The following is an 11917-nucleotide window of genomic DNA, read 5'->3' as shown; positions in this document are numbered from 1 at the left end:
GATTCTGCTAGTTAATGGGCACTATCTCGGTTTTGGTGCCGCGAATCATTTGAATACCTGGAACCGGCTGTTTAACTTTAGGCTTCTGTTCCCGCGGGCCTTCTGGCACTGGCGAACTGTGAATTCCGACAAGATCTCGCGGGGTCACCGGGCCAGCTATACTGATACCTGCATTCTGCAGGAACGGCCTGAGGGCCAGGCGTACTTTTCCTTTATCTTCAGATAGTGCCAGTTTGGCGGCTTCCTCTGGCGCTACGGCCAGCGTTACAGTTGCTGTTTTAATAATATCTTTCTTTTCTTTAGAATTATTGCTATTGGCCGTTTCAACAGCTCCCCCTTCGGTTTCGCGGTTAGAGGCCAGTACCAGTATGTTCTGTAATACCAAATGACCAACATTATCACCGACAGTATTCTGATCAAACGTCACAACAACATCCACATAATCACCGGCCTTAACAAATCCCGCCACCCCGGTGACCTCGTTGACACCGACCGTTACCGCCCGCTTATCAGGGGGAATAATCCCAGTAAAACCTGCTGACTTGCCCTCGCTAATAAGCCGCCTTGCCGTTATCTGCTCACCAGACACAATCTGCTCCTTGGACAGGGTACCGATAACCTCTTTGCTGTCCGTTACTACGCCAGGCTGCAGATACGGGACCGGAACCTTTATTACCTGCACCATTTCGGGAGTAATTCTGGTCTTAGCACCGATGTCAACCTTTGCCACCACGACTGAACCCGTATCTTTGGGCTGACTACTGCTTGTCTTCATCAAATAGCTGTATACAAGTCCGGTTGTTAACAAACTAAGACTGACTGCAATAATCAAGAGTCCTTTATTAGAAAGTTTGAGCATGTCGTCCCCCCTGCCTGTTACTCATCTCTATAATCTAATTTTAACCGGGGAACGCGCTGCAACCTATCAGACCTACCGTTTAATTTCCTAGGACTTTGGGCCTGCCCCCCTTAGAGCCATTGTTTCTGACGGAAATACCGTAACATAAACAGGCTTATCCCCAGCATAACTGAAAGAACCAGCGGGTAGCCGTACTCCCACTTTAGTTCAGGTAGATTCTCAAAATTCATGCCATATACCCCAGCGATGAAGGTGAGTGGAATAAAAATAGTTGAAATAATTGTCAGCATTTTCATCACTTCACTCATCTTATTACTAATACTTGATAAATAGATATCCATCATACCAGACAGCATATCACGGTAGATCTCAACAGTCTCAATGACTTGAATCGCATGATCATACACATCTCGCAAATAAATAAGCGTTGATTCCTGGATATGAGCGGATTCCCCACGGTCAAGCGCATTGACTAACTCACGCACAGGCCACACCGACTTGCGCATAAACAGCATATCATGTTTAAGTGCATGTAGCTCATGCAGGAGTTCAGGGCGTGGTTGGACGACAATCTGATCTTCTACCATTTCGATTTTTTCACCTAAATGTTCAAGCACCAAAAAATAATGGTCTACCACGCTATCAATCAAGGCATATAGCAAATAGTCTGCTCCCAGCTTTCTTATTTTGCTCTTCCCGCTAATAACACGCGTATAGACACCGGCGAAAACATCTCTGTCACCTGGCAAATTTTCCGAAAAAGAGATTACATAGTTTGGACCCAGGATAAGACTAACCTGCTCAGCCTCATAGTCGGCCGCGCCAGCTGTCACCTCCAGCGATTTGAGGATTATGCATAAATAATCGCCATAATCCTCAAGCTTTGGACGCTGATTGGTGTTCAAGATGTCTTCAAGCACCAAGGGATGAACCGAGAACTGTTGACCAATACTTTCGACAGCCGCAGAAGTAAGTCCTTGTACACTAATCCAGGTAACGCCTGATTGCGTCTCCAGCTGTGCTAACTCATTCAGCGAAACATCCTTTGTTTCTGTGAACGTATCGTCGTTATACTGTAATACGCTAATATGCGCCTTGTCGGCGCGTGTATCACCAATATGCACCAGCGTTCCTGGTGGTAAACCAACCTTAGAAGCTCTGGTTCTCTTAAATTTAGGCATAGCACACCTCGCAAAAAAAATATGTAAAGAAAGATGTTCTCCTTCCTTACATATTTTCCCTTTATGAACTTTCAGTCAATTACATAACTATTTTATCAAATTATACTTCTGCATCTTCTGATAAAAACCAGAGCGATGAATACCCAATAATCTGGCCGCTTTACTCTTATTACCACCTGCCGCAGCCAGAGCCCGCATAATGGCTTGTTTTTCAGCATCATCTTTAATCTCGGCTAAATCATTCGGATTCTCCCCATCCTGGTTGTCCACCTTAAGTCGATTACCTTTTTTTATCATCGGCGGCAAATGCTCAGGGGCAATGCTGATCTCATCTTCCATTAAATTAATAGTACGTTCAAGTACATTCTCGAGTTCCCGGACATTACCAGGCCATTTGTACTGCATGAGTAACGCCACAGCTTCTGGCGATACACTTTCAACCCAATGCTCAACCTGATTATTTATCTTTTTTAGCAACATCTGACACAGCACAGGTATGTCCTCGGTTCGCTCTCTGAGAGGGGGAATATTGAGCGTAAATATATTTAGCCGATAATATAAATCCTGCCTGAATTGGTTCTGCTCAATCATTTTTTCTAAATCGCGGTTTGTTGCTGCAATCACACGAATATCCAACTTGGTAGTCTTAGTTCCACCCAGACGCTCCAGCTCCCGTTCCTGCAGCACCCTGAGCAGCTTGACTTGCATAGCAAGTGTCATTTCGCCAATTTCATCCAGAAAAATTGTCCCACCGTTGGCAAGTTCGAATTTACCCGGTTTTCCGCCCTTACGGGCTCCGGTAAATGCGCCTTCTTCATAACCGAATAGCTCGGCTTCCAAAAGCTGTTCAGGCAGAGCCGCACAATTAACCTTGATAAAAGGCCCCTGCCACCGGCGGCTGCCGTTATGCACAGCATGAGCAAACAATTCTTTACCTGTACCGCTTTCACCTAATATCAGTACTGTCGAGGTACCTCTTGCTGCTTTGGCAGCGACATCCCTCAGCCACTTCATAGTGTCACTGTTGCCAACAATACTATCAAACGTATATTTACCGCCGTTGGCTTTGAGCAATTCTTCCTTATAATATTCCAGTTCTGATTCCAGTTTGTTAATTTTCCCGGCAAGCGACTTTAAATCCTTAACATCTTTAAACACCATGTTACCGACAGCGCCAATGATTTCGCCATCTTTGACAATAGGAATCCTGGTGACAACACAGGTATTTGTCTGGATTTTTTGTATATCTGTTACTTCAGCCTTACCTTCCTGGGCTACCAGATGCATCCTTGTATTGGGTATAACCTCAGCAACATGTTTTCCGATAACTGCCTTGGGAACAACATTGAGGAATTCGCCATATGCTTTGTTCAGCAGGGTAATACAACCGGCTTTATCGACAACTACAATCCCCTCATGCAGACTGTCAACAATAGATTCCAATGTACTTTTGAGCCTTTTGTTTTCTTCAAGCTGAGTAACAACCTCATTAAATTCGGTAATATCCTGGAAGATGGCAACCGCTCCGACAAGGATATTATCTTTTAGAATGGGCGTACGGTTTGTTAATATTTCGCATTTTCCTATATTTTGGCGCTGATTAATCTCAGCCAGCCCAGTTTCCATAACCCGTATGAGTCCAGTATTGGGTATTACGTCATCCACTATTTGTCCTATGACATTTTTGGCTTTTAAACCACTGATAGTCTCGGCGGCAGTATTAAAAAAGGTAATAATACCGTGGGCATTTACTACAACTACCCCATTGCAAACTGAGTCAAGCACAACTCTCATTTCTGTCATGCCAGTCGACGAGAATACGTCTGCCAAACTCGCCAATTCATGTTTATGCATCCCGAGACCCCTCCTATCTTTAACAAAAAAGTGTCGCGAAAATTCCCTGCTCCTCCAAATACGTCTTTCAAAGACAATTATAGATGGTGTCCATAATACTGTCTACTCAAAAGTCGGAAAAGCATAAAAATTGTCAATAAAAAGGTGGCGAAGAGGGTAGTATCTCTCTTCGCCACCTTTTCTTATTCTATGAACGTCAACAGCCAAGCTGATCTGATATTACAGCGTGCAGGCACCATCCACACTAAGTACCGTGCCGTTAATAAATTTAGCATCATCAGAAGCAAGAAAAGCAAAAGCCGCAGCAATCTCTTCCGGCTCACCCAGCCGTCCCGCAGGTACTTTAACTAATATTCTTTCATTCAATACTTGATCAGGAATTTTCTTAACCATTTCAGTAGCGATAAAGCCTGGTGCCACACAATTAAAGCGCAGTCCGTTCTTCGCCATTTCTTTAGCCCAGGATTTAGTCATGCCAATGACTCCCCATTTAGCCGCGGCATAGTTGGTTTGACCCAAGTTGCCATAAATGCCAACTACTGAAGAAGTAGTCAACACCACCCCTTCCTTCTTCTCCAACATATGGGGTAAAATGGCAGATGTACAGTTAAATACGCCTGTCAAGTTAACATTGATTACTGCGTCCCAAGCTTCTTTTGTCATCTTCTTCATCATGGCATCTTTAGTAATACCGGCATTGTTAATAAGTATATCTACTCTGCCGAAAACTTCTATGGTTTTAGCAACCATAGTCGCCACACTGTCTGGATCTGTCACATTAACCGAAACATACAAAGCCTGTACGCCTTTTTCCATCACTTGATCTACAACCGCCGTGCCGTCGGCAAAATCGGCAACAACAATATGAGCGCCCTCTTCAGCAAAACGCAAAGCCGTTGCTTTACCTATCCCACTTGCAGCTCCGGTGATAATTACAACTTTGTCTTTTAAGCCTCTCACAATAAATACCTCCTTCGAATTACAAGATTGTCAGACTCATATAAGGCCAGAATCAAAATCAAAGTAAAGCAATAATCGTGCCAACTTTTTTTCCCCGCATGAATCAAGGCCATATCTCAATATACACACCAAAGCAGCAGCTTTGCTTGACACCATCTGTCTTGCTTCTTAAACATACTGTCTAGCATTGTGTACACTGGTATTGCATTATCGCTAGCAAAGATCCTTATAGAAAACAGAAAATATTGATTTCGCGATTGTTTCAGCCGACTTGTTCTCTTGGCATGATACTTGCTTATGAATAGTTTCGAAACGTTTCATCACACACGAAGGGAGGCCGCTCTCAGTAAAATTATTACTGACCTAAATGCAAATAATAACTATTAATCAGGAGGTTATTTTTAAATGGAAGTATTTGGAATTCTCCTTAGTTTATTTCTATTAATGTTTTTTGCTTACCGCGGTTTTTCAGTAATTTTGTTTGCCCCGGTATTTGCCCTGCTTGCGGCTTCTATGTCTGGACTATCGCTTATGCCGGCCTATACAGAATTATTTATGGCTAAAGCCGTCACCTATATTAAATCCTTCTTTCCGGTATTCTTGCTTGGTGCTGTTTTCGGCAAGATTATGGAAGATACCGGTTTAGCTAAAGGCTTAGCACAATCTATCATTAAGGGTTTGGGCAGAGACCGGGCTATTCTCTCCATTGTATTAGCCGGTTGTGTACTTACCTACGGCGGAGTAAGCCTGTTTGTTGTTGTTTTTGCCATCTACCCATTTGCATCCGCCTTGTTTAAAGAGGCTGATATTCCCAAAAGGCTGCTGCCGGCAACAATTGCATTAGGTGCATTTACAGCAACCATGGATTGCATTCCGGGAACCCCGCAAATCCAAAATCTTATCCCTACTAACTTTTTCGGCACCAATATCTATGCAGCCCCAATTCTTGGTCTATTAGGCGGAACCGCGATTTTAGGCTTAGGTGTCGCTTGGCTGGAACATCGCCGCAAAAAAGCTGCCGCAGCTGGCGAGGGTTATGGTAACCATACGATTAATGAGCCGGAAATCAAAAACGATGTTGTTCTCCCATCTTGGCAGTTAGCCATTTTACCGTTATTAACCGTACTTGTAGTAAACTTCCTTATGACCCGTATGTTTACCTGGGATCCAGCAATGCTTGAGCCTTTCAAAGCGATGAAACTACCGATGACTGCACCCGCAGTTAAAAACGTAATCAGCATCTGGTCACTGATTATTGCATTAGTAGCAGGTGTTGGCTTGGCCATTGCACTTGGCTTTAGAAACCTTGGCTCCACCAGCGTATTAGCCAAATCTTTGAACGCCGGTGCCATCGGTTCGCTCTTAGCCATCATGAATACTGCCTCCGAAGTAGGTTACGGCAATGTTGTCGCCTCTCTTTCAGGTTTTAAATCGATATCTGCTGCTTTAATGAGTATCAAAGTCGGTGGCTCGCCCTTAGTCTCCGAAGCAGTAACTGTAAATATCCTTGCTGGTGTAACCGGTTCTGCTTCAGGTGGTATGTCAATTGCACTCGATCTGATGGCCAAAGATTGGTTGGCCTGGGCAAACTCGATTGGTATGTCACCCGAAATACTTCACCGGGTTGCTTCCATGGCTTCGGGCGGCATGGACACCCTGCCTCACAACGGAGCGGTTATTACGCTGCTTGCTGTATGCGGTCTCACTCACAAGGATTCCTACGGCGATATCTTCGTACTGACATGTCTAAAAACATTGATGGTATTTGTAATAATCGCACTCCACGCTATGACCGGAATTCTCTAAAAACAATCTATCCCATAAGAAAAGACTTGGCTTGTGCCAAGTCCTTCAGGACGCCGGCAGAAGCCTTAGTCGTTCTTATGTCAACAGAATTGCGTTATAAATTCTGGTAGACCAAGCTTAAAGCCCCTGTGCTGATGTGAGTTAGCGCAGGGGTTTTTACAAGCAAATTAACCTATCAATAAACTGTGAGGAAATAACCTATGACTAACACTACTTATCCCAACCAAAGCCTGCCTGCCATTCTTGAACACTTCGTAAAAGTGTTTCCGTATCTGGCCGATTTATCAATAGGTGACATTGGTATAAGTCTTACCGACCGGGAAAAATATCTCTTTTACAAACCGGCTAAATCCCTGGATTTAAAAGTAAGCAAAGATTCGCCTATTAAACCGGAGAGTGCCGTTTACCGTGCCATACATGAAAAGCGCCGCGTATTGATCCGTGTCAGCAAATCATTATTTGGCCAGCCTTATGTTGCTGTAGCTGTCCCCCTGTTTGACGATAGTCATCAGGCAGTAGGTGCCGTATGTATCCAGGAAACTGTCGAACGGCAAGAATCTTTGAAGGCGATGGCCGCTCAATTATCGGCAACCATAGCCATTCTTGCTGACGCAACCCAAGATATTTCCGCTCAGACCCAAGAATTGTCAGTTGTAAGTCGAACACTAGCCCAACTGTCACAAGAGTCTGAAGCAAGAGTTGGTGAAACAGACCATATCCTTGGACTTATAAAAACTATCGCAGGACAGACAAATTTACTTGGATTAAATGCTGCCATTGAGGCGGCGCGGGTCGGAGAACACGGACGGGGTTTTAGCGTAGTTGCTGGAGAAATTCGCAAACTAGCCGCTACTAGCGCTGATTCTATTAAGAAAATAGACACTATCATCAAGACAATTCAAGCAGATAGTCATAGCTCAAAATCTCAAATTAACCAAATCGACAGCGCGCTAACGCAAGTAGCTCAAGCGATCAGCAATATCGCAGGAACGGCTCAGCAAATGAGCAGTATGGCTCAGCATCTGGATAAAATAGCCGATGCCTTATACAAAGAAACAGGCTCGGAAACCACTACATAAGAGTTGTACAAAAAAATAGACGATGTGTTCATGCCAATAAACACACGCCTACAAATAAAGCCCGTAAAAAACATTCTGATTAGGTCGTCAACTTTGGCATTAGCGTTCTTTGTGCCCCTATACATCAATTGGCACAATCCTTGCATTAAGTTAATTTGAAATACTTCATCAAGGAGAGTGGGCATATGGCAAAGATAATTAGCGCGCAGGAAGCCGCCAAACTAATACAAGACGGCGCCACGCTTGCCACCAGCGGTTTCGTCGGCAATGGTCACCCTGAGGCATTGACTGCAGCCTTAGAGGAACGCTTCATAGAACAAGGTGCTCCAAAAAATTTAACTCTTATTTACTGTGCCGGACAAGGCGACGGAAAAGATCGCGGCCTCAACCACTTCGGTTTAGAAGGTATGGTTAAAAGAGCTGTCGGCGGACACTGGAACCTTGCGCCAAAACTTGGCAAACTCGTTGTTGAAAACAAAATAGAAGCCTACAACTTCCCCCAGGGCACTCTCACCCACTGGTTCCGCAGTGTAGCTGGCAATAAGCCGGGTGTCATCACCAAGGTTGGCCTGAATACTTTTGTTGACCCGCGGGTAGAGGGCGGAAAAATTAATAGCATTACAACTGAAGATCTGGTCGAAGTCATCGAACTGGGCGGCGAAGAATGGTTATGGTACAAGCCTTTCCCGGTAGATGTCGCGGTACTCAGAGGCACGAGCGCAGATGAACGCGGCAATATCACCATTGAACGCGAAGCTGTTTCTTTAGAGCAGTTATCCATCGCTCAGGCAGTTAAACGTTCTGGTGGTATTGTCATCGTCCAGGTCGAGCGGCTTGTGGCCAACGGCAGTCTTAAGCCCATGGATGTTAAAATCCCAGGCATCAGCGTTGACTATATCGTAGTGGCTGCCTCTCCCGCCTTGCATATGCAGACCTTTGGCGAACAATATAACCCCGCCTACTCAGGGGAAGTCCGCGTACCACTATCGGCCATCGCCCCGCTGCCGCTTGATGAGCGGAAGGTAATCGCAAGACGAGCCGCGCTGGAATTGATTCCCAATGCCAAAGTGAATTTAGGCATCGGCGTTCCCGAAGGAGTAGCCCTTGTAGCTAATGAGGAGTGTATCGGCGATACATTGACCCTGACAGTGGAAGCAGGTCCTATCGGCGGCGTTCCTGCTGGCGGGCAGAGCTTTGGTGCAGCCATCAATGCAGAGGCCATCCTGGATCAGCCTTACCAATTCGATTTTTATGACGGCGGCGGCTTAGACCTTGCCTTCCTTGGACTGGCAGAAACCGACAAACAAGGCAATATCAATGTCAGCAAATTTAAGGGGCGGGTAGCAGGCTGCGGCGGCTTCATTAATATCACACAAAACGCCAAACGAGTCTTCTTTTGCGGTACCTTCACAGCCGGTGGTCTCAAAGTAGAGATTGCTGATGGGAAACTATCTATATTAAACGAAGGTAAAATGAAAAAATTCCTTGACCAAGTAGAGCAAATTACCTTCAGTGGTCAGTACGCTCAGAAAGTAAAACAGCCTGTCATGTACATTACTGAAAGAGCCGTATTTGAGCTTACCGCCGACGGCATGATGCTTACTGAAATAGCCCCAGGTGTTGAGCTGGAAAAAGACATTCTTTCACTGATGGACTTCAAACCAATCATCTCCCCTAACTTAAAAACCATGGATGAGCGCATCTTCAGCGCTAAGCCCATGGGCCTTGACAAGCAATAGCATCTACATTTAAACACGCTCAAAGGATGGTGCAATTAATGAAAGAAGTAGTAATCGTCAGCGCAGTACGTACTGCCATAGGGAGTTTCAACGGTTCCCTGGCCTCTGTAGCCGCAACAGAGCTAGGAGCCTTAACCATTAAAACAGCAATTGAAAAAGCCGGTATTAATAAAGAAGCAGTTGATGAAGTCATCTTCGGCAACGTGCTTCAGGCAGGCTTAGGACAAAACCCAGCCCGTCAGGCAGCCATAAAGGCCGGTCTCCCGTTTGAAGTTCCTTCCTACACAGTGAATAAAGTTTGCGGCTCCGGCCTAAAAACAGTAAATTTGGCAGCTCAAGCCATTATGACCTGTGACGCAGACATCGTAGTAGCCGGTGGCATGGAAAATATGACGCAAGCCCCCTATCTCATGGACAGCAAAGCTCGCTGGGGCTACCGCATGGGACATGCCAAACTGACCGATGTCATGATTCACGACGGTCTCTGGTGCGCCTTTAACGACTACCATATGGGAATCACAGCCGAAAATGTGGCTGACAAGTACAGCATTAGCCGGGAAGATCAGGATCAACTTGCCTTTGAATCTCAAACAAAAGCACTCAAAGCCATCGAGGCTGGCACTTTTAAAGAAGAGATATGCCCAGTGGTCATCAAAGGCAGAAAAGGCGATACCATTTTCGCTACTGACGAATATCCCAAAGCAGGCACAACAGCTCAGTCGCTGTGCGGTTTAAAACCTGCCTTTAAAAAAGACGGTTCCATTACTGCCGGTAATGCCTCAGGTATTAATGACGGGGCTGCCGCCCTGATCCTCATGTCTGCCGACAAGGCGAATGAACTGGGGCTTAAGCCATTGGCCCGCATTCGTTCCTTTGCCTCAGGCGGCGTTGACCCTTCCCTCATGGGAATGGGCCCTGTACCAGCAACCCGCAAAGCGCTGAAGAAAGCCGGTCTCACTATAGCCGACATCGACTTAATCGAAGCCAACGAGGCTTTCGCCGCTCAGTTTCTCGCAGTAGGCAAAGAGCTTGGATTTACCAAGGAAAAAGTCAATGTTAACGGCGGTGCAATTGCACTAGGCCATCCTATCGGCGCCAGCGGCGCGCGGATACTTGTTACCCTGCTGCATTCCATGCAGGCCAGAGAGGCTAAGCTTGGCCTGGCCACCCTGTGCATCGGCGGCGGCCAAGGCGTTGCCACCATCATCGAGCGTATCTAAATTAAATCAGGTTAGCCACCACCTCCCTCTCATCCAGACAGGGAGGTGGTATATATAATTTATATAAGGGGGTCTTTATATGTTGTTTGAACTTACTGATGACCAAAAGATGACACAAAAACTGGTACGGGAATTTGCCGAAAAGCAGGTCGCACCCAGCGTTGCCGAACGCGATGAAAACGAAGTATTTTCCCGCGAACTCTTTGATGCCATGGGCGAAATGGGCCTAACCGGCATTTGCTTTCCTGAACAATACGGTGGCGCTGACGGCGATGTGCTCAGCTACATTCTGGCCGTAGAAGAACTCTCCAGAGTGGACGACGGCATCGGCATCACCCTCTCCGCGACCGTATCGTTATGTGCATGGCCGATCTATGCCTTTGGCAATGAAGAGCAAAAACAAAAATACCTGGCACCCCTCCTTGAGGGTACAAAAATGGGCGCCTTCGGCCTGACTGAGCCTAATGCCGGTACTGACGCAGCCTCCCAACAGACAGTCGCTATCTTAGAGGGCGACCACTATGTGCTAAACGGCAGCAAGATTTTCATTACTAACGCCGGTGAAGCCGAGACCTATGTTGTGTTTGCCATGACTGACAAAACTAAAGGCGTTAAAGGTATCTCCGCTTTCATTATCGAAAAAGGCATGCCTGGTTTCACCTTTGGCAAAAAAGAACACAAAATGGGCATTAATACCTCAATTACCATGGAGCTTGTATTCCAGGATGTCAAAGTACCCAAAGAAAACCTCTTGAGCAAAGAAGGCGACGGCTTTAAAATCGCTATGGCTACTCTTGACGGCGGCCGCATCGGCGTAGCTGCGCAAGCTCTTGGTATTGCTCAGGCGGCTCTTGACCATGCTGTTAAATATTCCAAAGAACGGGTGCAATTCGGCAAACCAATTGCAAGCAACCAGGCCATCGCCTTCATGCTTGCTGACATGTCCACCAAAGTAGAAGCAGCTCGCCTGTTAGTTTATCGCGCTGCCTACCTCAAAGACAAAGGCCTGCCCTACTCCAAAGAAGCTGCCATGGCTAAAATGTATGCTTCTGACGCTGCCATGGCTGTTACTACCGATGCCGTACAAATCTTTGGCGGTTATGGCTACAGCCGTGAGTATCCGGTTGAGCGCCTTATGCGTAATGCCAAGATCACTCAAATCTATGAAGGAACAAACCAAGTACAGCGCATGGTCATTTCAGGCGCGCTCTTACGGTAG

Annotated in this window: 9 protein-coding genes; 5 read left to right on the top strand and 4 right to left on the bottom strand. The window is 46.1% G+C overall.

The features are described from left to right. Window positions 1–7: 7 nt before the first annotated feature. From cpaB to B9A22_RS10310, 4 genes are all read right to left on the bottom strand, one after another. Window positions 8–859 (bottom strand): Flp pilus assembly protein CpaB, encoded by an 852-nt coding sequence (gene cpaB, locus B9A22_RS10325; RefSeq protein ID WP_084575653.1) that lies wholly within the window; start codon window positions 857–859, stop codon window positions 8–10. Between the two features lie 110 nt (window positions 860–969). Then, on the bottom strand, window positions 970–2040 hold the full coding sequence (corA, locus tag B9A22_RS10320) for a magnesium/cobalt transporter CorA (RefSeq protein WP_084575652.1): 1071 nt from the start codon (window positions 2038–2040) through the stop codon (window positions 970–972). Window positions 2041–2127: 87 nt separating this feature from the next. Then, a complete protein-coding gene (locus B9A22_RS10315; RefSeq protein ID WP_084575651.1) occupies window positions 2128–3894 on the bottom strand; it encodes a sigma-54 interaction domain-containing protein in 1767 nt (588 codons plus the stop codon). Between the two features lie 219 nt (window positions 3895–4113). Beyond that, window positions 4114–4854, bottom strand: a complete 741-nt coding sequence (locus tag B9A22_RS10310; RefSeq protein ID WP_084575650.1) for a beta-ketoacyl-ACP reductase — start codon at window positions 4852–4854, stop codon at window positions 4114–4116. Window positions 4855–5259: 405 nt separating this feature from the next. Between B9A22_RS10310 and B9A22_RS10305 the strand changes: the two genes are divergently transcribed. The 5 genes from B9A22_RS10305 (at window position 5260) to B9A22_RS10285 (ending at window position 11917) form a co-directional block, all read left to right on the top strand. Further along, window positions 5260–6660, top strand: coding sequence for a GntP family permease (locus B9A22_RS10305; RefSeq protein WP_084575649.1), 1401 nt, complete (start codon window positions 5260–5262; stop codon window positions 6658–6660). Between the two features lie 200 nt (window positions 6661–6860). Continuing rightward, window positions 6861–7739 carry a methyl-accepting chemotaxis protein gene (locus B9A22_RS26310; protein WP_084575648.1) on the top strand — a complete coding sequence of 293 codons (879 nt, stop codon included), beginning with the start codon at window positions 6861–6863 and terminating at the stop codon, window positions 7737–7739. A 185-nt stretch (window positions 7740–7924) separates the two neighbouring features. After that, window positions 7925–9478 (top strand): acyl CoA:acetate/3-ketoacid CoA transferase, encoded by a 1554-nt coding sequence (locus tag B9A22_RS10295; protein ID WP_084575647.1) that lies wholly within the window; start codon window positions 7925–7927, stop codon window positions 9476–9478. 38 nt (window positions 9479–9516) lie between these two features. Further along, the gene (locus tag B9A22_RS10290; RefSeq protein ID WP_084575646.1) at window positions 9517–10698 is read left to right on the top strand and encodes an acetyl-CoA C-acetyltransferase; all 1182 of its coding nucleotides are present in this window, start codon (window positions 9517–9519) and stop codon (window positions 10696–10698) included. A gap of 79 nt (window positions 10699–10777) precedes the next feature. Beyond that, window positions 10778–11917, top strand: coding sequence for an acyl-CoA dehydrogenase (locus B9A22_RS10285; protein WP_084575645.1), 1140 nt, complete (start codon window positions 10778–10780; stop codon window positions 11915–11917).

The sequence above is a fragment of the Sporomusa malonica genome (assembly GCF_900176355.1).
Taxonomy (GTDB): Bacteria; Bacillota; Negativicutes; order Sporomusales; family Sporomusaceae; genus Sporomusa; species Sporomusa malonica.
Note: the sequence above shows the minus strand (reverse complement) of the source record. Positions and strands in the feature narration are given on the sequence as shown.

Bases quoted from the DNA above. Each gene is read 5' to 3' on its own strand.
- cpaB (WP_084575653.1), bottom strand. From the start codon at position 859: ATGCTCAAACTTTCTAATAAAGGACTCTTGATTATTGCAGTCAGTCTT.
- B9A22_RS10315 (WP_084575651.1), bottom strand. From the start codon at position 3,894: ATGCATAAACATGAATTGGCGAGTTTGGCAGACGTATTCTCGTCGACT.
- B9A22_RS10285 (WP_084575645.1), top strand. From the start codon at position 10,778: ATGTTGTTTGAACTTACTGATGACCAAAAGATGACACAAAAACTGGTA.
- B9A22_RS10290 (WP_084575646.1), top strand. From the start codon at position 9,517: ATGAAAGAAGTAGTAATCGTCAGCGCAGTACGTACTGCCATAGGGAGT.
- B9A22_RS26310 (WP_084575648.1), top strand. From the start codon at position 6,861: ATGACTAACACTACTTATCCCAACCAAAGCCTGCCTGCCATTCTTGAA.
- B9A22_RS10305 (WP_084575649.1), top strand. From the start codon at position 5,260: ATGGAAGTATTTGGAATTCTCCTTAGTTTATTTCTATTAATGTTTTTT.
- corA (WP_084575652.1), bottom strand. From the start codon at position 2,040: ATGCCTAAATTTAAGAGAACCAGAGCTTCTAAGGTTGGTTTACCACCA.
- B9A22_RS10295 (WP_084575647.1), top strand. From the start codon at position 7,925: ATGGCAAAGATAATTAGCGCGCAGGAAGCCGCCAAACTAATACAAGAC.